General features: G+C 50.2%; 25 protein-coding genes, 1 tRNA gene and 1 riboswitch. Of the genes, 4 read left to right on the top strand and 22 right to left on the bottom strand.

The features are described 5' to 3' along the window. Positions 1 to 22: 22 nt before the first annotated feature. The 8 genes from E1963_RS12055 to E1963_RS12020 form a co-directional block, all read right to left on the bottom strand. Positions 23 to 811 (bottom strand): sirohydrochlorin cobaltochelatase, encoded by a 789-nt coding sequence (locus E1963_RS12055; RefSeq protein ID WP_132278280.1) that lies wholly within the window; start codon positions 809 to 811, stop codon positions 23 to 25. After that, entirely contained in the window at positions 808 to 1,674 is an 867-nt protein-coding gene (locus E1963_RS12050; RefSeq protein WP_243117707.1) for an energy-coupling factor ABC transporter ATP-binding protein, read from the bottom strand. Before E1963_RS12050 ends, E1963_RS12055 begins: the two co-directional genes overlap by 4 nt. Then, positions 1,671 to 2,444, bottom strand: coding sequence for a cobalt ECF transporter T component CbiQ (cbiQ, locus tag E1963_RS12045; protein ID WP_132278278.1), 774 nt, complete (start codon positions 2,442 to 2,444; stop codon positions 1,671 to 1,673). The genes E1963_RS12050 and cbiQ overlap by 4 nt, the downstream gene beginning before the upstream one ends. A gap of 21 nt (positions 2,445 to 2,465) precedes the next feature. After that, positions 2,466 to 2,789 (bottom strand): energy-coupling factor ABC transporter substrate-binding protein, encoded by a 324-nt coding sequence (locus tag E1963_RS12040; RefSeq protein ID WP_132278276.1) that lies wholly within the window; start codon positions 2,787 to 2,789, stop codon positions 2,466 to 2,468. Position 2,790: 1 nt separating this feature from the next. Continuing rightward, complete coding sequence (locus E1963_RS12035) at positions 2,791 to 3,540, bottom strand: energy-coupling factor ABC transporter permease (RefSeq protein WP_132278274.1); 750 nt, start codon at positions 3,538 to 3,540, stop codon at positions 2,791 to 2,793. A 96-nt stretch (positions 3,541 to 3,636) separates the two neighbouring features. Further along, a riboswitch (cobalamin riboswitch) is annotated at positions 3,637 to 3,827 on the bottom strand. 23 nt (positions 3,828 to 3,850) lie between these two features. Beyond that, on the bottom strand, positions 3,851 to 4,621 hold the full coding sequence (gene cobK, locus E1963_RS12030) for a precorrin-6A reductase (RefSeq protein ID WP_132278272.1): 771 nt from the start codon (positions 4,619 to 4,621) through the stop codon (positions 3,851 to 3,853). A gap of 64 nt (positions 4,622 to 4,685) precedes the next feature. Further along, complete coding sequence (locus E1963_RS12025; RefSeq protein ID WP_145964182.1) at positions 4,686 to 5,762, bottom strand: cobalt-precorrin 5A hydrolase; 1,077 nt, start codon at positions 5,760 to 5,762, stop codon at positions 4,686 to 4,688. A gap of 49 nt (positions 5,763 to 5,811) precedes the next feature. Then, positions 5,812 to 6,264 carry a superoxide dismutase family protein gene (locus E1963_RS12020; protein ID WP_132278391.1) on the bottom strand — a complete coding sequence of 151 codons (453 nt, stop codon included), beginning with the start codon at positions 6,262 to 6,264 and terminating at the stop codon, positions 5,812 to 5,814. Between the two features lie 142 nt (positions 6,265 to 6,406). Between E1963_RS12020 and pdaA the strand changes: the two genes are divergently transcribed. Next, a complete protein-coding gene (gene pdaA, locus E1963_RS12015) occupies positions 6,407 to 7,225 on the top strand; it encodes a delta-lactam-biosynthetic de-N-acetylase (protein WP_132278268.1) in 819 nt (272 codons plus the stop codon). 83 nt (positions 7,226 to 7,308) lie between these two features. After that, on the top strand, positions 7,309 to 7,662 hold the full coding sequence (locus tag E1963_RS12010; RefSeq protein WP_132278266.1) for a hypothetical protein: 354 nt from the start codon (positions 7,309 to 7,311) through the stop codon (positions 7,660 to 7,662). Positions 7,663 to 7,721: 59 nt separating this feature from the next. Here E1963_RS12010 and E1963_RS12005 read toward each other — a convergent pair whose 3' ends face one another. From E1963_RS12005 to E1963_RS11975, 6 genes are all read right to left on the bottom strand, one after another. Further along, a complete protein-coding gene (locus E1963_RS12005) occupies positions 7,722 to 8,138 on the bottom strand; it encodes a TDT family transporter (protein WP_243117706.1) in 417 nt (138 codons plus the stop codon). Positions 8,139 to 8,413: 275 nt separating this feature from the next. Further along, positions 8,414 to 8,484: transfer RNA gene (locus E1963_RS12000), tRNA-Trp, on the bottom strand. A 69-nt stretch (positions 8,485 to 8,553) separates the two neighbouring features. Further along, entirely contained in the window at positions 8,554 to 8,787 is a 234-nt protein-coding gene (locus E1963_RS11995; RefSeq protein ID WP_049727270.1) for a hypothetical protein, read from the bottom strand. Between the two features lie 617 nt (positions 8,788 to 9,404). Continuing rightward, complete coding sequence (locus E1963_RS11985) at positions 9,405 to 10,580, bottom strand: iron-containing alcohol dehydrogenase (protein ID WP_132278264.1); 1,176 nt, start codon at positions 10,578 to 10,580, stop codon at positions 9,405 to 9,407. Positions 10,581 to 10,597: 17 nt separating this feature from the next. After that, positions 10,598 to 11,026, bottom strand: coding sequence for a cyclophilin-like fold protein (locus E1963_RS11980; protein ID WP_132278262.1), 429 nt, complete (start codon positions 11,024 to 11,026; stop codon positions 10,598 to 10,600). A gap of 11 nt (positions 11,027 to 11,037) precedes the next feature. Next, positions 11,038 to 11,607, bottom strand: coding sequence for a DapH/DapD/GlmU-related protein (locus E1963_RS11975; RefSeq protein ID WP_132278260.1), 570 nt, complete (start codon positions 11,605 to 11,607; stop codon positions 11,038 to 11,040). A gap of 190 nt (positions 11,608 to 11,797) precedes the next feature. Between E1963_RS11975 and E1963_RS11970 the strand changes: the two genes are divergently transcribed. Beyond that, entirely contained in the window at positions 11,798 to 12,691 is an 894-nt protein-coding gene (locus E1963_RS11970) for a LysR family transcriptional regulator (protein ID WP_132278258.1), read from the top strand. A gap of 152 nt (positions 12,692 to 12,843) precedes the next feature. Then, a complete protein-coding gene (locus tag E1963_RS11965) occupies positions 12,844 to 14,838 on the top strand; it encodes a thioredoxin domain-containing protein (protein ID WP_132278256.1) in 1,995 nt (664 codons plus the stop codon). 112 nt (positions 14,839 to 14,950) lie between these two features. Here E1963_RS11965 and E1963_RS19755 read toward each other — a convergent pair whose 3' ends face one another. From E1963_RS19755 to pheT, 8 genes are all read right to left on the bottom strand, one after another. Then, positions 14,951 to 15,184, bottom strand: a complete 234-nt coding sequence (locus E1963_RS19755) for an FtsX-like permease family protein (RefSeq protein WP_315974350.1) — start codon at positions 15,182 to 15,184, stop codon at positions 14,951 to 14,953. Continuing rightward, entirely contained in the window at positions 15,100 to 15,540 is a 441-nt protein-coding gene (locus tag E1963_RS19750) for a hypothetical protein (RefSeq protein WP_167482186.1), read from the bottom strand. The genes E1963_RS19755 and E1963_RS19750 overlap by 85 nt, the downstream gene beginning before the upstream one ends. Then, complete coding sequence (locus E1963_RS11955) at positions 15,515 to 16,231, bottom strand: hypothetical protein (protein ID WP_132278252.1); 717 nt, start codon at positions 16,229 to 16,231, stop codon at positions 15,515 to 15,517. Before E1963_RS11955 ends, E1963_RS19750 begins: the two co-directional genes overlap by 26 nt. 2 nt (positions 16,232 to 16,233) lie before the next feature. Then, positions 16,234 to 16,446, bottom strand: coding sequence for a LytTR family DNA-binding domain-containing protein (locus E1963_RS22730; RefSeq protein ID WP_132278250.1), 213 nt, complete (start codon positions 16,444 to 16,446; stop codon positions 16,234 to 16,236). A 110-nt stretch (positions 16,447 to 16,556) separates the two neighbouring features. Further along, on the bottom strand, positions 16,557 to 17,582 hold the full coding sequence (gene queA / locus E1963_RS11945) for a tRNA preQ1(34) S-adenosylmethionine ribosyltransferase-isomerase QueA (protein WP_132278248.1): 1,026 nt from the start codon (positions 17,580 to 17,582) through the stop codon (positions 16,557 to 16,559). Positions 17,583 to 17,612: 30 nt separating this feature from the next. Next, positions 17,613 to 18,221: an RDD family protein gene (locus E1963_RS11940; RefSeq protein ID WP_132278246.1), complete on the bottom strand. Its 609-nt coding sequence runs from the start codon at positions 18,219 to 18,221 to the stop codon at positions 17,613 to 17,615. Then, positions 18,202 to 19,179, bottom strand: coding sequence for a signal peptide peptidase SppA (gene sppA, locus E1963_RS11935; RefSeq protein ID WP_132278244.1), 978 nt, complete (start codon positions 19,177 to 19,179; stop codon positions 18,202 to 18,204). Before sppA ends, E1963_RS11940 begins: the two co-directional genes overlap by 20 nt. A gap of 17 nt (positions 19,180 to 19,196) precedes the next feature. Next, on the bottom strand, positions 19,197 to 21,617 hold the full coding sequence (gene pheT, locus E1963_RS11930) for a phenylalanine--tRNA ligase subunit beta (protein WP_132278242.1): 2,421 nt from the start codon (positions 21,615 to 21,617) through the stop codon (positions 19,197 to 19,199). Positions 21,618 to 21,622 lie beyond the last annotated feature (5 nt).

The following is a 21,622-nucleotide window of genomic DNA, read 5'->3' as shown; positions in this document are numbered from 1 at the left end:
CTCCTTTCTCTATTCCTGGCAGCTACATCACCATCTCGATATGTTCTACGAAGATGCTGCGGATGCCTTTCATCTCTCCAAGCCCCTTGACAAGCGGCTTCACCTCATATCCCGCTGCTTCAAGCTCTGTCTTCCACGAGTCTTCTTCTCCTGCCATGTCATTCTTGGCATGGTCGCCTGCCACCAGCATGAACGGCATAAGCGACACCTTTTCCACTCCTGCAATCTCAAGCTTCGTCATCACGTTCCTCAAGTCCGGAAAGCCTTCCACCGTACCTACGAGTACCTGGCTGTATCCGAGGGAGTGGAAGGTATATTCAAGCGTCGGATAGGCCGCGTTCGCATGATGGTCTGTGCCGTGGCCCATCAGGACAAGCGCTTCGCCCGCCCCAAGCCTTACCTCAGCCATCACTGCGTGTATTGCCTTTTTATAGTCGTCCACGCTCGTCAGCAGCGGTTTGCCGACTCTGATCTTCTTAAACCGGTCCGTGTATTCCATCAGGTCATCCATCATCTTGTCATTTTCAATGCCGTTTATGATATGCGTCGGCTGGACGATAACCTGTTCCATCCCGTCCGAAGCCATCTGTTCCATGGCTTCTTTTACAGTATGAAACTGCAGCCCTTTCGTCCGGCGCAGTTTCCTTACTATCATCTCGCTTGTGAATGCGCGGTAAACCCGGCATTCAGGAAATGCCTCTTCTATGTGAAGTTCAATCCGCTCTATGCTTTTTTCCAATGCATCCATATGGCTTGTTCCGAAGCTTACGACGAGTATTGCCCTGTTCCTGTTCTTCTTTCCTTCCATCATCTGCCCTCCGCTATATATCGTTCCAGCTGTCCAAAGCTCACAGGCGGCCTGAGGCCTTCCTCCAGGACGCCTCTTTCCACCAGCCGCCTGAAAAGCTTCAGCACCGCAGGTTCCTCCTGGTTCGTCATGGCCAGCGCCTCCCGGCTTTCGCACACGGTCACAGGGTCCGCCTGAAGCAGCACCTTTCCCTCATGCATGAGCACGATCTCATCCGCCCACTCCAGAGCGTAATCGATATCGTGCGTCGCCATCAATATCGTGATGCCCTCCTTGGCAAGCTTGTCCACGATCTGATTCATCAGCTTAGTATGTTTTGCGTCGAGGGCAGAGGCCGGTTCATCCAGGATGATGACATCCGGATGCATGACAAGGACATCTGCTATCGTGACCTGCTTCTTCTGCCCTCCGCTAAGAGCGTGTGCCGGACGCTCCCGGAAGGGTGTTATCTCCAGATAGTCCATCACCCGTTCAATCTCTCTCCTTACCTCATCCTCAGGTATCCCGAGATTCATCGGCCCAAAAGATATCTCCTGATAGACGCTTGCAGAAAACAGCTGGTTATCCGGGTCCTGGAATACAAGGCCGACGCTGCGCCTGACAGCCATCAGGCCTTTTCTGGAATAGTCGATGGGCTGTCCGGCAACGAGCACCGTTCCGCTGTCCGGCCTGTATATGCCGTTGCAGCACAAGAAGAACGTAGATTTTCCGGAACCGTTGGCTCCCATGAAGGCAACCTTCTTTCCTCTTTCAATCTTCAGGCTGACACCGTCCAGCGACGGCTGCCCGCCTTCCTCATAAGAATAACGGACCTCTCTCGCTTCTATTATGATATCTTCCGATACCTGTTCTGATTCTGCCATCATGCCACCCCTCTCCATACTGTATACGCTAACAATACAAGTTCGTACGAGATAATGAGCGCAATCTCTGAAGGCTTCGCCGGATGCTGTTCCTCCAGCACACGTATCCTGCCATCATAACACCTTGACTCCATTGCATCATACAAGGTACCGGAACGCTGGAATGCTCTGATCAAGAGTCCGGAACCCATCCTGCCAAACGATCTTAGCGATGTCTTAAGATCCTTATTCCCAAGCCTTGCCTTCTGTGACACGAGCATGGCCGACGCCGTCTCCATCAGCACGAAAATATACCGGTAGATCAGCAGCATCAGCTCTAGGACAATCTTCGGGCAGCGAAGCCCGCCCAGTACGCTCATAATATCCGTCATCGTCGTGTTAAGCGACAGAAAGTAAAGGCAGGATACCGCTGCCAGCGCCGTAACGATAAGACGTAGTCCAAACAGCACCGACGCTTTGCTGCCTGTGATAAAAAAGGTTCCCACCGGTAGTGCATAGCCATCCAGTGGGATCTTGGAGATATTCACGATGATTGCAAGCGTGCTTAAAATGAGAAATGCAGACGGGACTGCCATAAGGCTTATATATCTGCGTAGCGGGATGCCTCCCTTTCCTACGGTCAGTGTGGTATTAACCATAAGCACAGCCCCGGAAAGCACAAACGAACGGCTGACAATGCAGAACAACAGTGTCAGCATGGAATATGTAAACTTCTCACCGGCATTGACATATCTGAGCTTTGACCGATAGCAGAGCTTGTCTACAGCAATCATATCCCGCTCCTTTCATCCAACTCAATCCTTCTCTGCCTCGTCGCCCTTCATCCATTTCCTTCTCTCTACGTAGCGTCCCATGACAAAGGCTATGATGCCGACGCCAATTCCCGTCTGGACGCAGAAGATCAGGCTTTCCACCTCTCCCGGCAGCTCTCCGCCGAGGGCCGTCTCGAGTATCGGCGTAAACCACGGCGTATATTCACCATGAATCTCTTCCACCATCGCGCTGCCAGCGTCATCAGATCCGCCGAACTCGGCTCCCTTCTGCGCAAACAATGGGACGATGGCTATGCATAATGCAGCAGCCAATAAGATTATTACTGTCTTTGTATTCTTCGTCATCTTACTTTGCCTCCTTCAAAAAACCAATCGCTTTCAGTTCCGGCCTTGCATAGGATTCCAAGCCGATCACTATCACGACCGTCAGGATACCCTCTATGACAGCAAGCGGAAGCTGCGTCGGCGCGAACACTCCGAGAAACTTCACGGCAGAAGCTGCCACCCCGCCGGATTCGGAAGGATACGCCAGTGCAAGCTGTATGCTCGTCACGCAATATGTGAAGATGTCCCCGAGACACGCTGCCAGGAATACGGACACTTTTCTGTTGACTTTAAGCCTGGAACAGATCTTATAGATACCAAAAGAAAGCAGCGGACCGGCAACTGCCATAGAAAACGTGTTGGCGCCAAGCGTCGTCAGTCCTCCATGGGCAAGAAGCACCGCCTGGAACAGCAGCACGATGATGCCGAGTATGCTGACTGCCGAAGGGCCGAACAATATGGCTCCCAGGCCGGTTCCTGTCATATGCGAGCAGCTTCCTGTCACGGATGGGATCTTCAAGGAAGATATCACGAAGATAAACGCACCTGCCATCGCTATCAGTGTGATAGATTTCCTATTCTCTTCCAGTCTTTTTTTCAGGGAAATGAATCCGGCAGCCAGAAATGGGATACAGATAACTCCCCATGTGACACAGTAGGATGGGGGAAGATATCCCTCCATGATGTGCATCGCGTTCACAGCCGGCGTGACGGCAAACAATAGCGCAAAAGCTATCGATGCCTTGAGTAAGATTTTTTCTTTTTTTGACATGTTTCTCTCTCCTTTTGTGATGTTCTGAAAATATTCCAGGTTTACCACAAAGTCAAAAGAGATTCGCAGCAAACACCTGGCCATATCCCCGTAACCATCCAAATCCATCTAAAAGCGGGTGTTCTGACTTAGGCATCATCACGGTATTCCGCCTTCCCATAAGTATCCTTACAGTGACCTCATGGAATACCATTCCTCCAATACAGCAACGGGTATTGTGCAGGATTCTCACCTGGCTTCCCCTGCCGTCTTTTTTCAGACGGCCTTCTCTTAAATCGTCTGCTGGATTTGAATTCATTCACTATGAATTTTAACATAATTTAGCAGAATAAGCAATCAAATATGCTTTTGTCTCTTCCAGATTAAGGCCGCTCTCGAAAGGCCTGCCAATCACGACGAGCACGGCCCCTGTCTCCCTTGCGGCCTCCGCCTTTTCCTCGAACCCGCCGGCCTTCCCCGACTCTTTTGTCACGAAGTAGCCTGCCTGCGCATACTGGAGCATGGCCACATTCAGCTCTCTGGAGAAAGGGCCCTGCATCGCGATAAGATGCCTGCCCCTGAAGCCGAGCCCAGTACTTTCTTCTACCGCCTCTTCTGTAGACAGGACACGGGCATAGCACCTGTCCTCGTATCCTGGTATCTCTGTATAGCGCTTCAGGTCCCTGCTTCCGGTAGATATGAAGATATTGCCCTCCTTCCCCTTCAGGTAATCGACCGCCTCTTCCACGGAATCGACCCACACCATATCCTCCTCCGCCTCGATCTGCTGCCGTGCACGCAGACACCGGATATATTCTGTCCCGCACGCGTCGCAGGCACGCCTGATATTCTCTGTAGCCGCTTTCGCAAATGGATGGGTCGCGTCGATTGTCAGCGCTATGGCATGCGTCTCGATAAACGTGCGGATATCTCCTTCGTCCATCCTTCCTGCGCAGACCGTGATGCTACCTCCCTCTCCTACGCATTCCCTGCCATATTCCGTGGCAGTGCTCACATAAGCGCTGATTCCCTGTCCTCTTAGAAATTCTGCCAGCTCCCTTCCTTCGGTCGTCCCCGCAAACAGCAGTATCCTTTTGCTCATCTTTTTTCTCCTCTTTCCGGTCCTTTCTACACTTTAAGAATGAAGGACGGCCCCGGTAACATCGCTAAAAGCACAGCCTGCACCTGTCCCTGACAAGTGCAAACGTAGCCCCTTGCGCACATATCTTCGGCTGAATCAGCTCCCCGTCCGGACAGAACCGGAGCGCTGCCCGCTCACATACATTATCCACCCCGGTCACCCGTTCTACAAATTCGGAGTGTGAGCTGACCGCTGCTACCGTGCTCAGCTCCTGTGCTGTAAATGTATGGAACGGCACTTCGTATTCCTCTGCCAGCGCCAGCAGCCCCGGTTCGTCTTTCTTGAGCTCTATGCTGGCAAATGCTGTTATCCGGCCCGGTTCCATTCCATGTGCCTGCAGCACCTCGCCAAGGCCGGCAGCCAGCTGTCCCATCTCCGTACCCTTGCGGCAGCCTATGCCCGCCACGATGCAGGACTTGTGCTTCAGCCCCAGAACGGTCTGTTCGGCCCCATGGCCGTCAGACACCCCTTCTTCTGTGACGGCGATTCCATAAGGATACCTCTGCAGTTCTTCCATCGAAGCACACGGCTCCAATTCCTCCGGCCAGGGGCCGTCAATGGGATACTCGCTGTACAGGCCGATTTTCTTCTGCTCCAGCACTGCCGCGGATATGTGCTTTGCAAGTTCCCTGCTCTCAATCTCGAGCTCGTTCTTAAGCGCAAACATATCTACGGCAAACTTCTCCTGCACATCTGTGGCCGTCGTGATGACAGGGACTCCCCCCGTAACCCCGGCAAGCCTGAGGGCAAGTGCTACCGCCCCTCCCGCATGGCCGGAAAGAAGGGGGATTATGTACTGTCCTTTCTCGTCCATCACGATGACCGGAGAATCCGTATACTTATCGTGCACCCATGGTGCGATGAGGCGCACCGCGATTCCGGCCGCGCCTACGAACAAGAACGCATCTTTCCCCCAGAGGGTTCCTATCCATGCACTTATATCCTCGGGCAGAGGACGCAGGCCGTAACGGGCAGCAAACTTTTCCGGAGCATAGCCTCTGCCGGCAGCCTGCCCTGCTGCAGACGGCCTGCAAAATGCGGCGGCAAGCCGGCTGGCGGTATCTGTAAAACTGATTATCGTAAGATCTTTTTCTTCTTTCATGGCTGTATTGTAAGTAAAAACCGTGCGAAAGTCAAGTGTGCCTCCGCGTCTATCCTTCCCAGACAACGATCTCTCCACACGCAATCTTCGCCCCGGATCCGCCGGAGGGCTGTGTCCTGTAATCGTCCGGCATGCCGTGTACGATTACCGTCCTGCCGATCACCTCTTCCGGATAAAACCGGCCGGTATATACGGCCATCCAGGCAATCCCTCCCTTTACAAGCAGGCTCGGCAGATCTCCTGCATGTCTGGGATGCTCCTGGTTCCCCGGATTATAATGTGCTTCTGCATCTGCAAACGGATCTTGCGCGTTTCCTGTGCAGGAGCTGCCTTCATGGATATGAAACCCCAGAAAGCCCCCGGCTTCCTGCTCTGTCTTGTCCGTTATCCCGTATACTTCCGCCACGACTACCGTGCCTCCATATGCACTGTAAAAATAGACGTTCCCCTTGATATCACCGTATCCCGGCGCACCCTTAAGCTTTGCGTGTGCCACCGGCATCTCCCTATTGAATTCTTCCAATATCTTGAACCTCCACTCCTGTAAATTATTGAACCTGCTCCAATATGATATGCGGAAACCGGCATAATGTTTCTCATTCAGAAATATAATTACACAAATCATCGAACGATACGGAGCCATTATGAAACATCTCTCATCATACAAGAAATGGGGTAAGATACTCCTTCTCTTTGCCGCCGCCTTTTTCGTCGGCACCATGGGGGCGAAGGCTGTGGAGCACTTTACCGGGGAAGCTGTGCAGACCGCGGCAGACGGGAACTGGGGCCTGAGCTTCCAGGAGGACGGACAGCCGCCTGCTGCCAACGCTACGGCCGATGAACTGAAGCAATTTGATGCTTTTTACAAAAGCGGCACGGAGGACAAAGTAATCTACCTGACTTTTGACTGTGGATATGAAAACGGGAACACGGCGCCGATCCTGGACGCGTTGAAAAAGCATAAAGTACCGGCTGCCTTTTTCGTCGTCGGCAACTTCTTATCCGAAAATCCCGATCTGATCAGACGGATGAATGACGAAGGACACATCGTCGGCAACCATACATACACCCACCCTGACATGTCTAAGATTTCCACAAAAGAAGCATTTTCCGAAGAACTTGGGAAAGTAGAAACCCTCTATAAGGACATAACAGGGGAAGAGATGACGAAGTATTACCGTCCACCTCAAGGGAAATACAGCGAAGGCAATCTTCAGATGGCGAAGGATATGGGTTATAAGACCTTTTTCTGGAGCCTCGCTTACGTGGACTGGTACCAGGATGACCAGCCCACCAAAGAGGAAGCCTTCGACAAGCTGCTGAACCGGATACATCCCGGAGCTATCGTCCTCCTCCACAGCACCTCCTCCACGAACGCGGAAATCCTCGACGAGCTGCTCACAAAATGGGAAGAGATGGGCTATACGTTCCAGTCTCTCGATAAGCTCCCAAAGGCAGACTGATCCCTTACGTGGCTGCTGCACGTGTCCTTGCAAAGCAGACATATCTCTGCTATTGTAATAACAGATGAGGAGGTATGAGTATCATGTTGGAACGATTGTTAAAGTATCCGGGATTCGTATACCGCATAGGCGGAACATACTATTATCTCGGAAAATGGATCTGCAAAGAATGTACGGATACAGAGGTGACCGACTGTGTGGCCATGTATGAGATGTGCCGGCTGGAACATGAAGATGCCGAAGCGGGAATGTATTTCCACAAGCTCCGCGCATACAGCGACTTTGCTCTGGACGTTCCCTACAACCCGGCGCTCATTAAAGCTGATATGATTGACCTTGTGGATGGGCTGTCCCCGGACGCTTTTAAAGTCCTCGATGGCCAGATGCAGCATTTTGCAGAAGATTACAGAAAATATTGCGGGGAGCTGGCGGTATAAGAGAGACGTTGAAAATCCTGCACAGAGAGGCCATATCGGCATCTGAGTGCAGGATTTATCTATGTAGCCGTCTTTATTCCCGCTGTCTTCTGCTCACCGGGCTGTCCGCAGACCGACATGATATAGCGTATGAGTGCATAGATGGTCAATACTGCCGCGATAACGGTCTCTATGAGCACCACGTACTGCAGAAACGGCATCGGCGATCCCATGTTCGCGAGACATGCCATCGTCATCTTCATGCCGATTGCCGTAATGACGAACGGGAAGGTGAATGCCGAATAGCTCGGGTAAAACTTCATCTTCAGGAAACGGGGAAGCCTTATCAGCACCACCACATATATCAAAGTAGAAAGCACCGCCAGGAACCCTACCATAGCGATGGATTTCGGCTGCACCGACTGTATGTATCCCGCCAGGCACAGGCTTGCCGGGGCCGTATAGATACAGAATAACGGCTGCACCGGTTCCGGCATCTTTCTATGCTTCTTCGGAGCAGAAGAATCCTCTCCGGAACAGGCCTTCCGCGTCTTTCGTGATTTTAGCTACGCTCACTTCATTCTTCAAATTCATACTTTCATTCCTCCTGTCGCGTAATATTTATCATCTGTGCTACATGCTTATCTTATCGTATCCAAGCCTGTCTGTCTTATTGGTTAATTACACGTATGTCTGGATTTATTGATGAATTCTATATGTTAATACAAAAAAGTCCCGGTATGCTACTGCAGCTTACCGGGCCTTTTCGTTACAGGGGATGAGGGAATCGAACCCCCGCCAAAGGTTTTGGAGACCCCTATCATACCACTTGACCAATCCCCTAAGTGATATTGTTCACTAGATATTTATATCATATGCCGTGCTATTTTGTCAATGAAAATTTGCCCGGAATTACTCCTCCATCTCTACCAGAAGATAGAACCCTTTTTCTGTCTTTTCTATTTTCTTAATAATCCCCCGGCGCGACTTGATCCTCTCGGATGTCCTGTAGATGCCTGACATGGCGATGGATGGCTCCACGAGGTATGTATACTGTCCGGTGACAGCGCTTCTTTCGCTCACCTCGACTTCCTGCCCCTCTTCGACGAGGCCTTCTCTTTCCATCTTGAAACGTTCTGTTCTCATGTTCGTTTCAATCCCTTCTGTATGATAATCTGATGCAGATTCCCTGTGGGAGATTATTATACTCCATCATTATTTTAATTACAATGGTCTGCTGAAACATTACTTCTTAATTTTATCTTCATATTCCACAACTTATATTATTCTGATTGTATAACCTATATTTAATTACGACAGAATTTTATCATATGCTAATTTTGGGCTCCCTTGAAAGATAATTGTTCCACATTTTTCTAAACCATTTTTCTCTAAAATGTGCTGCATTTGATTATTTAGAAAGTCTCTAAATTCTTTACCGAATGCCATGCGATGAATAACCGCATAAGGTTCTTTGGTGTGCCATTCGCCTTGTATATCGGCATAAGCTGATTCTTTTGAAAAGTCTATACATATATAACCTGCAATTTCATTTTATAATTTGATAACATAACCCTTTTTGTTTTTTATGTCATCTCTAATAGTATCTATATTAGGATAACTTTCTGTCCACTGAGTGAATCCTTGTTCTTTTTGATAAGCTTTTCCGTCGTCAATAATCTGTTTGCAAATATCTAATATAAGTTTATGCTGAATTCTGGCAGGTAGTTACCGCTTTACTTTTTACTTGATTGCCAAAGCGATCACTCCATGCTCTCTTTCAGGATATCTCTGATTTCGTCCTTTGCCAGCACTTTATAACCGCCTTCCATAATAAAAGTGCTCTGTACGAGGCCATCCAGCATCTCTTCCGTTACGCCAAGCTCCCTGGTGTTCATGACGACCCCTATTTCCTTCATCCAAGCTTCCAAGGCTCCCAGGCCTTCCTCAGCCACCTCTTTCTTGGTCTTTCCTTCCGGGCTCACATTCCAGACGTTCTGTGCGAACCGTATGAACTTTGCTAGACCGTATGGCATAATATGCCGGTAATATGGCAGTGATACCGCTGAGAGCGTCATCCCGTGGGTGGCATCCGTATGGGCGCCTACCGCCTGGCCCAGCATGTGTACCATCCAGTCTGTAGATTTGCCCATGGCCACAAGCGTATTCAGCGCCCATGTGGCCGTCCACATGATATTGCTTCTGGCCTCATAGTCTTTTGGATTCTCGATGGCAATGCGAGAACTGTGTACGAGAGACTTCATAAGCCCTTCCATAATATAGTCTGACGTATTGTCGTCCTCGCCTGAGAAATACTGCTCGCAGATGTGGTTCATAATGTCATAAAAACCCGCCACCATCTGGTACTTTGGCAGAGAATACGTATATACAGGGTCCAGTACGGAAAATTTCGGGTATACCCTTTCCCCGAACACATGGCCGATCTTCAGCTTACTCTCGTGGTTCGTGATTACAGAGCCTCCGTTCATCTCCGAGCCGGTGCCAACCATCGTAAGCACGCAGCCGACAGGAATAATCTCCGTATCCGCATCCACATCTTCAAAGTTCAGAAAATACTTTTCCCACGGATCTTCTTTGCAGTTTGCAGATATGGATACCGCCTTGGCATAATCACAGCAGGAACCTCCGCCTACCGCCAGTATGAGGTCAGCCTTTCCTTCTCTCGCAATCCGGCATCCCTCGTACAGCTTCTCCACGGTCGGGTTCGGCATAACGCCCCCGTCCTCCAGGATATTTTTACCTTCCTCATCTAAAATTGCAGCCACCTGGTCATAGATTCCGTTTTTCTTGATAGAACCGCCGCCGTATACGAGCTGAACATTCTTTCCATATTTCTGCAGCTCTTCTCTGAGATGCTCCAGAGAGCCTTCTCCAAAATAAAGTTTCGTCGGGTTTGAATATACTATATTTCCTAACATATCTTAATCTCTCCTTTTTACTTGATTGAACCTGTCAATCTACGTTCCGCCACCATCTGACTTATCTTCTGTGCACCGGCTCCCGCCTCCACGGCGCCCCGGACAAATGCGTCCGCCAGCGGCGTGCCGCTGGTGTCGAGTTCATACGGCAGGTAGAATATCTTCTCATTGTCACTGTAGTTCTCCACCTGCACGATCAAGGGAAGCTGATTATAGAAACCTTCGGCCGCAGAACTGCCGTTCAACTGGAACACAATCCTCTGGCCGTCACTGCCCCGTACGCTTATCTGCCTTACATTATCCGTGTTTTCTGCCGAATCGGCAGCATCCGCCGCTGGATCATTACGGCCTACGGTGCCGCCTTCCGTCTCCTGTGGGGGGCTGCCGCATCCTGACAGCGAAAAAGAAATCAGCACTGCCAGAAAGATACATGTCAGCTTTTTCATCGCCAAACCTCCTACGCCTCTATCTTCTTAATGACCTTGGCGGGCACGCCGCCTACGACCGTGTTCTCTGGCACGTCACCGGCTACCACCGCACCGGCCGCTACAATCGCACCGTCACCAATCGTTACGCCCGGCAGAACCGTGGCATTCGCCCCGATCCATACACGCCTGCCGATATGTACAGGTTCCGGTATCAGATCTGCGCGGTGGGCGGGATCCATGCTGTGGTTCAGCGTTGCCAGGACTACATTGTGTCCAATCAGGCACCCGTCACCAATCGTGATGCCTCCCTGGTCCTGCACTTTGCATCCTCCGTTGAAGAATACATGTTTCCCTATGCTCAGGTTCTTTCCACAGTCTGTATAAAATGGGGGAAATATGTGAAAGGATTCATCCACTTCCTTTCCGGTAAGCTCTGCAAAGATTTCCCTGATCTCTTCCGGCGTGTGATAGCTCCCGTTCAATTCAGCCGTCAGCCGCAGAGCCTCCTGTGATAGGCGGGTCATGTAGAGATGCTCTTCGGAGCCTCCCACTACCGTCTGGCCGCTGTTCATATAATTTAGAAATTCCTGCAATTCCATTTCTTTTATGCTCCTTTTCCTGTCCTTTTTCAACAATCTGGCTAGTTTCATCATCCACTTTTATTGTATGTGAGTCCATGCAATATATCAAATTCCTATATTAAATAACTCTCCATACTTGACGGGTATATCCGTGGCTGTTACCATAATAATACCATTATTTCACCAACGCATATGGAGGTACGTACCTATGGATATCCGCATACTCGATTATTTTCTTACAGTCGCCAGGGAAGAGAGCATCTCCAAAGCCGCCCAGACACTTCACATGACTCAGCCCCCATTATCCAGAGCGCTCATGGAGCTGGAGGAAGAGATTGGAAAGCAGCTGCTGATCAGGGGCAGCCGGAAGATAACGTTGACCGAAGATGGACTGCTGCTCCGCAAAAGGGCTGCCGAAATCATTGCTCTTGTCAAAAAGACAGAGGAGGAATTAACGGCCCCTGACTCCGCGGATCTGCAGGGAGATATCTACATCGGCTGTGGAGAGACTGATGCCATGCGTCTCATTGCCAGAACCGCTACAAAGCTGCGGAAGCAGTATCCAGGCATCAAGTACCATCTTTCCAGTGGAAATGCCGAGGATCTCCATGACAAGCTTGAAAAAGGGCTCTTTGATTTCGCCGTGCTCATCGAGGCCTCAGATATCAAAAATTACGATTATATCCGCATCCCTGCTGTTGACGTATGGGGGCTGCTGATGCAAAAGAACCATCCCCTCGCAGAGCGCAGCGAGATCCACCCGGAGGACTTATGGGATCTTCCCCTCCTGACTTCCAGACAGGCCGCCTCCAACAATGAATTCTCCGGCTGGCTTAAAAAGGATTTCGACCAGCTGAATATCGTCGGCACCTACAACCTTGTCTATAATGCTTCTCTTATGGTGGCAGAAGGTTTTGCATGTGCCCTGACCCTGGACGGCCTTGTCGATACCGGGAGTGGCAGCAGCCTCTGCTTCCGGCCTCTGTCACCGCGGAAAACCGCAAGCATGCATATGGTATGGAAAAAATATCAGAGATTTACAAAAGCGTCCCAGCGGTTTCTGGATCAGATTCAACATGATTTCGCATTATTAGATGCGTAGTCAGTCTTACCCGCAGGCAAAGAAGCAGCACATGAAAAGCAGCCACAAGCCGGACTGCCACGCTGCACCGATACGGCAAGATGTAGCCAGCCGGTACGAATGAGATATGCTGCCGCCGGGAACATTAAGCATAAAAAGGAGGATGGTAGAATATGAATCATCTGATAAATGAAAAATCTCCCTATCTATTACAGCATGCAGAAAACCCGGTAAACTGGTATCCCTGGGGGAACGAAGCGTTTGAACGGGCTGAAAAGGAAGATCTGCCGGTCTTTCTAAGTATCGGATACTCTACCTGCCACTGGTGCCATGTGATGGCACATGAATCATTTGAGGATGAAGAAGTGGCGGAACTCTTAAACAGGCATTATGTCTGCATCAAAGTCGACAGAGAAGAACGTCCTGATATTGATTCCGTATACATGGCTGCCTGCCAGGCTGTGACCGGGGCCGGGGGCTGGCCCCTCACAGCGATTCTGGCACCGGACCAAAAGCCGTTTTTTCTGGGAACCTATATCCCAAAGCATCCACGATACGGACAGACGGGGCTTCTTGAACTGTTACAGAAAGTCCATCTGCTCTGGAGCCGGGACCGGGAAAAATTGCTGGAGACCGGGCGCCAGATTACGGCATTCTTATCTGTACCCGGAAGCAAATCGGAGGAAGCCCCTGACAAAAAGATATTGAAGCAGGCAGCCGATCTGTTCAAGAAGCAATATGACAGTAAATGGGGCGGTTTTGGAAGCGCTCCCAAATTCCCGTCTCCCCATAATCTTCTATTCCTTCTTGACTACAGTGCTATGGAATCCGATGGCCGGGCCCTTGAAATGGCTCTTCACACGTTATCCGCAATGGCCTGCGGAGGGATGAATGACCAGATCGGAGGCGGCTTTTCCCGTTATTCTACCGATCAGAAATGGCTGGTCCCCCACTTTGAAAAAATGCTCTATGACAACGCCCTGCTCGCTATGTCTTATCTTCAGGCCTATCGCATGACAGGAGAAGATATGTATGCCGACACGGCGAAAAGGACTCTGGATTATGTATTGCGGGAACTGACCGGCCCTGGAGGCGAGTTCTATTGTGGACAGGATGCGGACAGTGACGGCGTGGAAGGCAAATATTATTATTTCACTCAAGAGGAGGTTCTTGATGTATTAGGCCGGAAAGACGGCGTGGAATTCTGCCGGCTTTATGACATTACTCCAGAGGGGAATTTTGAGGGCAGATGTATCCCTAACAGGATTGGGACGGGCCATGATCCCTGGCCGTCTGATGATGCACGCCTGAAAAAGCTATATGGATACCGCCTTGGACGTGTCTCGCTGCACAGGGATGACAAAGTTATACTGTCCTGGAACGGCTGGATGATTCTCGCGTTGGCAAAAGCGGCTCAGATAACAGGGGACAGCCGCTATCGGGACGCCGCCATACATGCCTGCCAATTTATCAAACAATATATGACCGACAGCCGGGGCAGGCTTTATCTGCGCTGGCGAAAGGGCGAGGCGGCGACTCCCGGGCAGCTGGACGATTACGCCGTCTTTGGTCTGGCGCTCATAGATCTTTACCGCACGACCTATGAACCGCAGTATCTGGAGGACGCCATGTTCTTCGCAAGACAGATGACAGAACTTTTTGAAGATAAAAAGAACGGCGGATATTATCTCACTGCTTCAGATGCTGAAGCGCTCATTGCCCGCCCGAAAGAGACTTACGACGGTGCAATTCCATCGGGCAATTCAGCCGCGGCAGTCTTGCTGGTCCAGTTAGCCCAGTATACGTGCGATGTGCTCTGGCAGGAGGCACGGGAACGGCAGATCAGATATCTTGCCGGAAGCATACAAGAATACCCTGCAGGCCACAGCTTTGGACTTCTGGCTCTGATAAAGGTCCTATATCCGGCCAGGGAGTTAGTCTGTGTATCGGCTGACAGTGGATTGCCGGAAGCGTTACGGCATTACCTGCTGGAAAACAATCCGATAGATCTGTCCGTAATCCTCAAAACGAAGGAAAACAAGGCAAGGCTTGAAAAAGCCCTTCCCTATGTAAAAGATTATCCGATACCCGATAAGGGAGCCATGTACTATTTATGCAGAAACGGGGTGTGCATGGCTCCGGTGGAGGATATAAGCAAGCTTCAATAAATCAGGAACGTGTAGCGATTCCACTGATATTGCCTTTTTTACAGCTCTGTAATATTCCGAATGAGAATACGCTTTCTACCAATTGGTAGATAATATTCAGGAAAACAAACAATTAAAGAAGTCCTTTAAAATTGACTCCAAAAGGCATATAGTCATGAATTGCAGCAGACAATGCCTTTTGGATGGTTCTGGCGGTCAGAATGCCTGGAATCAGCGTTATCACAAATGCAGTCCACACGATAGGGCGGTAAATTTGAATCATCATCCTGCGGATTTCCCTCTGGCTGTACCCGAGAAGATCCAGTATGGATATGTCCCTTTGGTTGTCCTGAACATTGAGATACAAGGCAAGGAAAAGCAATATGCAGCCGCGTCTACGTAGACTGTTTTCAGCTGTGCGTTCTCGGCAATGGCGCCGACAGTATATACTACTGTCACGCTATCCGCCGGAAGCGACTCATCTTTGTATTCCTCATAACCTGTATTGTATTGATAGTGATGCCCCTCTGTCTGTGAATACATAATCTTCTGGCTGCTGATATTCAAGGACCGTCCCAGGATAAAACAGACATTGAACGCCATGACAGCGGCTAAGATAAGGAATACTGCCAAAGGCTTCCGAAGCGCAATACGAAGCGGAAACTTATCCCTTACCGGAATTATGTTTACAATCTGCTCAGCGGCAGATAATCCGGCTGTCATATTCTGCCTGGCTGCCTTTTTCGGCAAGCAATGATTCCGGCTCTTTCCCCCGTATAAAATAATAGCTGAGGAAGGCGGTCAGGCAGAAGGCAGCCGTACCACCTAACAGGCCGGTGGCCGTACTAGCAGGGGTGACCTCTCTTATAAGCCCAGTGACGGAACACGTCTTTTCGTTAGCCCGGTCGAGGATATCCGAAAGAAAATTTTTGGCCGAATGGAAAAAGCGGTAGAAAAACATGATGAAAACAAAGTCGGTCAGCATAGTCATGGCAAAAAGAAAGATATAAGCCAATCTTGTATTAGAGAGTAAGGCCACCTTATATTTCTGTTGATTGGCACTTAACGAAGCCAGGGAATCCAGTACCGCCATATTTCCGTCAACAGAGAACATTACAAAGAAAAAGGAAAGTGACGTAAGACAAGCCAGGACAAAAAGAAGAAGAACAAATAAAATTATGAAAACCATAATAACCAATACCCAGACAGGGGTGCTCCGATACCAGTTGAAAACAGCTCCCTTAAGGAGGGTAATGGCCAATGTATAGCTGATGTCTGCCATAATTTCCAAAATCGGATATCGAAAGTCAAGCCTGTGAGTTACTATAAAACCGCAATGCATCACCGCGACAGCAGAAAGCACAAACAGGATAATGCCGGTGGATGCCATGATATTCAGAACAACTTTTTTCATCTCTACATTCCCTCCTGTAATTTACTTTTTATATTTACAAGATATTTTCTGGAGACATTCAACCGTTCCCCATTCTTTAGCGTTGCTTCCATACGGCTGTTTAACAGAGGCCGTACGAAGTCCAGCACATTGATGTTGAGGATGCATGACTTACTAATCTGGACAAAACCAGCCGGGGACAATGTAACTGAAATACAGAATAATAGGACTGACATGCATTAAGATTAGAAATCCGCTTAAAAAATGGCTGCCTCTTCAGATGAAAGAGGCAGCCGTTTTTTAACCGGTATCATACTATTGAATTTAAGTGGCATGAATTCAGCGCTTACACAATCAACATCGCATCCCCAAACGAGAAGAACCGGTATCTCTCCTTCACTGCCTCCTCATACGCCGCCAGGACATTCTCCCTTCCCGCCAGCGCTGACACAAGCATAATCAGGGTCGATTCCGGCAGATGGAAGTTTGTTATCAGACAGTCAAGAAACTTGAACCTGTAGCCCGGATAGATGAAGATATCCGTCCAGCCGCTGCCTGCTTTTATGTGACCGTCGGCTCCGGCTGCAGACTCGATTGTCCGGCAGCTCGTCGTTCCGACGCAGACGACTCTTCCCCCGGTGTCTTTCGCCTTGTTGATCTTCATGGCAGCCGCTTCATCTATCTGGAAAAACTCCGAATGCATGTGGTGTTCCATGATATCGTCCACCTTAACCGGCCGGAAGGTTCCCAGGCCCACATGCAGGGTTACCTTCGCTATATCGATACCTTTCTGCCGAATCTCCTCCAATAGTTCCGGCGTGAAATGAAGGCCCGCTGTCGGCGCTGCCGCCGAACCGCTGTGCGCTGCATAGACCGTCTGGTAACGGTTCTTGTCTTCGAGCTGATGGGTAATGTATGGGGGAAGCGGCATCTGTCCGAGGCGGTCCAGAATCTCTTCAAAGATACCCTCGTATGAAAACTGTATGAGGCGGTTGCCTTCTTCCACCACGCCGATGACTTCACCAATCAGAATCCCGTCCCCAAAACGGATTCTCGTTCCAACCTTAGCTTTCTTTCCCGGCTTAACGAGCGTTTCCCAGACATTATCTTCTTTCCGCTTCAGCAATAATACTTCTATTTTTGCATCTGTTCCTATCTTGGAACCGATAAGCCTTGCCGGAATTACTTTCGTGTCATTAATAACAAGGCAGTCCCCCCTATGGAGATAATCCGTGATATCCTTAAATACACGGTGAGAGACCAAACCAGACTCCTTGCCTAATACAAGGAGTCTGGAGCTGGAGCGGTCCTCTAGCGGATCCTGCGCTATTAATTCTTCCGGCAATTCATAATAAAAATCCTGACGTTTCATAATGAATCCCTTCTAATAAGAATATATTGTCTACTGTCTGTCTTCCTCATGTACAGCCGGACTTTCCTGCCCCGGCCTTACCATATGGTATCCCGTCTTCTGAGGAGCCTCCTGCTCTGGCACCGTCCGCTCTTCTGGCACAGGCGACACCGGCCTCTGATATACCGGATATACCTTCACCCTGCGTGCATAGATGACTCTCGTGTCACAGAGAATATCATGCAGCGCCCGCTTCTGCGGGTCGATACCGGCTATGATATAACCGATGTAGAGAATGATGCCGCTCAGGAATCTGCCGACCGTCTCTCTGTATACGACATTTAAGAGTGTCAGCTTTTCCCCCTCCTCTGAGACCACACGCAGGTTCATCGCCCTCTTCCCTAGGGTCGTTCCGGTAAGATAAGTACACAGGATAAAATACAGCACCTGTACAAGGTAGAGTGCGATATCTTTTAACGTATACTGGAAGAGGATGCCCCCACTAAAGGCCGTTCCTTCTGTCATGGACATGACCCCGCTCATTATGAGACGTACGATGAGAAGGCCGAAAAAGACGATAACGCTGTCGATCGCATAGGCTGCGGCCCTGACCCAGAATCCGGCGCAGGTTGCCGGGCCATTATCGTAGCTGTTCTGCATAATACATCAGCCCCCCATTTTCCTTCTCGCCGGCAGTCTCTGTCAGCACCTGTGCCTCTGACTTAGGTACGATCTCTTTCACACTGGATAAGAGGGACGTAAGCGCTGAGGTCTTTGACTTCAGTTCATAGAATACATCTGTCCCGAGTTCCTTCCCCATATCTGCCTTCATATCCTCATAAAGCGATATGTTATCTATGAGTCCGTTTTCTTCCGCCTGTTTTGCGGTGTAGGTCCTACCGTCCGCAAGTTTCTTCACTTCCTCTGCTGACATCCCTCTTCCGTCGGCCACGATGTCTACGAACCTGCCATACGATTCATCGACCTGGGTCTGGTAGATTGCAATCTGTTCTTCGCTCAGCTGGCTGGAATCCTTGTTCGCACCGCTCGTTATGCTTACGTACCGGATCCCAAGCTTTTCATAGAGCCCGGTCAGGTCATATCCCGCCATGATTACGCCGATAGAGCCTGTCACCGTATTCGGATTCGCATAGATATTATCTGCCGCCATGGATACATAATACCCGCCGGATGCGGCGTAATGTGCCATGTATCCCCATATAGGCCGGCCTGTTGCATCTTTGTACTCGTTCAGCTTCTGATACAGCTCCTCGCTCTCATACACGGTTCCGCCCGGGGAATCCACATAGAGGAGAATCCCTGTATTGTCGGAATCGCCCATCAGGTAATCGATGTATTCCATGGTCGTCATATGCTGGTATCCTTCCGCAGTCTCGAACAGAGACGGGGAAGCCTGCTGCTGGATGGTGCCTTCCACTTTCACGACCGCTATATAGTCCTTGGCCGGGGCGTCAAGCTCATAGCCTCCGGTGAGTATCTGCCCAGCCACATCTGCAAGACGGTTCTGTGCTGTTACATTGGTCAAAACACTGATAACTCCTGTTGCAATAAACAGGACGACGGCTAATATAAGGCCGCCTATCTGCTTTTTATTCATCTTCCGTCCTCCTGAAATTATTTACGCAGCTCGATTCCCATGCCTTCCAGCGCCTTTAAGATCCGGTCCATCGCCTCCGTCACTTCTGCATCGTTAAGCGTCCGGTCCTTTGCGCGGAATACGATAGAATATGCCACAGACTTGTAACCAGATTTAATCTGTGCGCCTTCATAGAGGTCGAAAAGCGCATAGCTCTCGAGATATGCCCCGCCTTTCTTCTCAATCGTCTCTTCCACCTGCCCGACCAGGATGTCTTTCGGCATCACCATGCTGATGTCGCGTGTCACAGCCGGGTATCTGGCTATGCCCGTATACTTCCTGGCAAATGTAGCACGCTCTACTATCTCAGGCATATCGATGACCGCTACATATGCTTTCTCTCCGATACCATACGTATCCGCCACATCAGGATGAACCTCGCCGAGATAGCCGACTACAGCTCCATCGTATATAATGTTGGCCTGCCGCCCCGGATGAAGATAAGGTTTCCCGGCACCTGGGTCATACGTTTCTTTACCGTGCAGCCCCGCCTTCTCGAAGAACTCTTCCACCACGCCTTTCATGCTGAAAAAGTCGCCGTCCCCGTACATGCCAAGCGTGAATTGCATACGTTCCTCAGGGAGCTCTGTAAGCGGAAGGGACTTCGGCAGATAGATATTGCCAAGTTCATACAGCCTTACGTTTTTATTTCTCCGGTTATAGTTAGTAGCCAGTGAAGACAGCATGCCGTTCAGTGGAGTCGTACGCATGATACTGTAATCTTCCCCAAGCGGATTCATGATCTCTACCACATTCCTGAGCGGAGATTCTGCCGGAATCATCAGCTTGTCATACACCTTCGGGCTTTCAAACGAATAGTTCATCCCCTGGCTGAAGCCGCAGAATTCGGCGATATCCCTCGCCACTTCTTCCACACGCAGCTTAAAGGACAGCTTTCCGTTCGTCGCCTCTCCCCGCGGAAGCGTCGTCGGTATATTGTCATATCCGTAGAATCTGGCCACCTCTTCTGCAAGGTCGGCCATACAGAAGATATCCTGCCGGAAAGTAGGTGCGACGATCTCATCTGAGGCTTCGTCATATGTCAGGCCTACCCGGTTCAGATATCCGAGCATCTCTTTCTTCGATATGGCTGTTCCGAGAAGATTGTTGATGGCGTCCGCGTCAAACGGGACCCTCACCGCTTCTTTCTTCTTCCCATATACATCTACGATGCCGCCGACCACCTCACCGGCTCCCAGCTCTTCCACAAGCTGGCATGCCCGGTCTATCGCCGCCTGCGCGTTGTTCGGGTCGAGCCCCTTTTCAAACTTGCCTGACGCGTCGGTACGAAGTCCCACCTTCTTGCTTGACTTACGTATATTCGTCCCGTCAAAGCAGGCTGCCTCGAACAGCATCGTCTTAACGTCATCGGTAATCATGGAATTCTCGCCACCCATGATTCCGGCGATACCGATAGATTTCTGTCCGTCGCATATCATGAGGACAGACTCATCCAGCTGGCGTTCCTGACCGTCTAAGGTTGTGAACGTCTCACCGGCTCCTGCCGTGCGCACGATAATCTCTTTCCCCTCGATCGTATCCAGGTCATAGGCGTGCATCGGCTGTCCGTACTCCTCCATGACATAGTTCGTAATATCAACGAGATTGTTGATAGGACGGATTCCTACAGACGCAAGCCTTCTCTGCATCCATTCCGGAGAAGGTCCGACCTTGACGTTTTTGACTACCCTTGCGCAGTATCTCGGACAAAGGTCCGCATTCTTTACCGTAACTTTGATATAGTCCCCGGCATCTTCTTCGTTTCCTGTCTGTCTGACTACAGGCGGTACGAACGCCTTTCCGAACGTAGCTGCCGCCTCTCTGGCTATCCCTATGACGCTGTAGCAGTCCACTCTGTTGGAAGTCACTTCATATTCAAATACGACGTCATGCAGCCCGAGCACTTCCACGGCATCTGCTCCCACTTCCACTTCGTCGCGGAAGATATAGATGCCTTCTTCCGGCGCATCCGGATACATATCGCGGTTGGAGCCCATTTCCTCGATGGAACACATCATGCCGTCGCTTTCCACGCCGCGCAGCTTCCCTTTCTTGATCTTGATTCCGCCTGCCACACGGGTTCCGGGCTCATGGCCGCCTGCTACGCGCCCTCCGGCAAGCACGACAGGTATCTTGTCTCCCTCGTGCACGTTATCCGCACCGGTAACGATCTGTACGGATCCGTCTCCGATGTCTACCTGGCAGATGATGAGCTTATCCGCGTCGGGATGCCTTTCAATCTGGCTGATCTGACCGACGATAATCTTATCCAGGTCGGCATCCAGCTCTTCATATCCCTCTACCTTTGTTCCGGATAATGTCATCGCGTCCGTATATTCCTGCGCTGCTGCCTCAAGACCGGGCACATACGCTTTAATCCATGATAATGATGTATTCATTTCTA

Source organism: Extibacter muris, assembly GCF_004345005.1.
Classification (GTDB): domain Bacteria; phylum Bacillota; class Clostridia; order Lachnospirales; family Lachnospiraceae; genus Extibacter; species Extibacter muris.
This window is presented reverse-complemented; position numbering and strand designations above follow the sequence as displayed.

What these genes read in the sequence shown, in the direction of transcription:
- E1963_RS12055 (WP_132278280.1), bottom strand. Translation starts at nt 811, where the DNA reads ATGATGGAAGGAAAGAAGAACAGGAACAGGGCAATACTCGTCGTAAGC.
- E1963_RS12050 (WP_243117707.1), bottom strand. Translation starts at nt 1,674, where the DNA reads ATGATGGCAGAATCAGAACAGGTATCGGAAGATATCATAATAGAAGCG.
- cbiQ (WP_132278278.1), bottom strand. Translation starts at nt 2,444, where the DNA reads ATGATTGCTGTAGACAAGCTCTGCTATCGGTCAAAGCTCAGATATGTC.
- E1963_RS12040 (WP_132278276.1), bottom strand. Translation starts at nt 2,789, where the DNA reads ATGACGAAGAATACAAAGACAGTAATAATCTTATTGGCTGCTGCATTA.
- E1963_RS12035 (WP_132278274.1), bottom strand. Translation starts at nt 3,540, where the DNA reads ATGTCAAAAAAAGAAAAAATCTTACTCAAGGCATCGATAGCTTTTGCG.
- cobK (WP_132278272.1), bottom strand. Translation starts at nt 4,621, where the DNA reads ATGAGCAAAAGGATACTGCTGTTTGCGGGGACGACCGAAGGAAGGGAG.
- E1963_RS12025 (WP_145964182.1), bottom strand. Translation starts at nt 5,762, where the DNA reads ATGAAAGAAGAAAAAGATCTTACGATAATCAGTTTTACAGATACCGCC.
- E1963_RS12020 (WP_132278391.1), bottom strand. Translation starts at nt 6,264, where the DNA reads ATGCCGGTGGCACACGCAAAGCTTAAGGGTGCGCCGGGATACGGTGAT.
- pdaA (WP_132278268.1), top strand. Translation starts at nt 6,407, where the DNA reads ATGAAACATCTCTCATCATACAAGAAATGGGGTAAGATACTCCTTCTC.
- E1963_RS12010 (WP_132278266.1), top strand. Translation starts at nt 7,309, where the DNA reads ATGTTGGAACGATTGTTAAAGTATCCGGGATTCGTATACCGCATAGGC.
- E1963_RS12005 (WP_243117706.1), bottom strand. Translation starts at nt 8,138, where the DNA reads ATGCCGGAACCGGTGCAGCCGTTATTCTGTATCTATACGGCCCCGGCA.
- E1963_RS11995 (WP_049727270.1), bottom strand. Translation starts at nt 8,787, where the DNA reads ATGAGAACAGAACGTTTCAAGATGGAAAGAGAAGGCCTCGTCGAAGAG.
- E1963_RS11985 (WP_132278264.1), bottom strand. Translation starts at nt 10,580, where the DNA reads ATGTTAGGAAATATAGTATATTCAAACCCGACGAAACTTTATTTTGGA.
- E1963_RS11980 (WP_132278262.1), bottom strand. Translation starts at nt 11,026, where the DNA reads ATGAAAAAGCTGACATGTATCTTTCTGGCAGTGCTGATTTCTTTTTCG.
- E1963_RS11975 (WP_132278260.1), bottom strand. Translation starts at nt 11,607, where the DNA reads ATGGAATTGCAGGAATTTCTAAATTATATGAACAGCGGCCAGACGGTA.
- E1963_RS11970 (WP_132278258.1), top strand. Translation starts at nt 11,798, where the DNA reads ATGGATATCCGCATACTCGATTATTTTCTTACAGTCGCCAGGGAAGAG.
- E1963_RS11965 (WP_132278256.1), top strand. Translation starts at nt 12,844, where the DNA reads ATGAATCATCTGATAAATGAAAAATCTCCCTATCTATTACAGCATGCA.
- E1963_RS19750 (WP_167482186.1), bottom strand. Translation starts at nt 15,540, where the DNA reads ATGACAGCCGGATTATCTGCCGCTGAGCAGATTGTAAACATAATTCCG.
- E1963_RS11955 (WP_132278252.1), bottom strand. Translation starts at nt 16,231, where the DNA reads ATGAAAAAAGTTGTTCTGAATATCATGGCATCCACCGGCATTATCCTG.
- E1963_RS22730 (WP_132278250.1), bottom strand. Translation starts at nt 16,446, where the DNA reads ATGTCAGTCCTATTATTCTGTATTTCAGTTACATTGTCCCCGGCTGGT.
- queA (WP_132278248.1), bottom strand. Translation starts at nt 17,582, where the DNA reads ATGAAACGTCAGGATTTTTATTATGAATTGCCGGAAGAATTAATAGCG.
- E1963_RS11940 (WP_132278246.1), bottom strand. Translation starts at nt 18,221, where the DNA reads ATGCAGAACAGCTACGATAATGGCCCGGCAACCTGCGCCGGATTCTGG.
- sppA (WP_132278244.1), bottom strand. Translation starts at nt 19,179, where the DNA reads ATGAATAAAAAGCAGATAGGCGGCCTTATATTAGCCGTCGTCCTGTTT.
- pheT (WP_132278242.1), bottom strand. Translation starts at nt 21,617, where the DNA reads ATGAATACATCATTATCATGGATTAAAGCGTATGTGCCCGGTCTTGAG.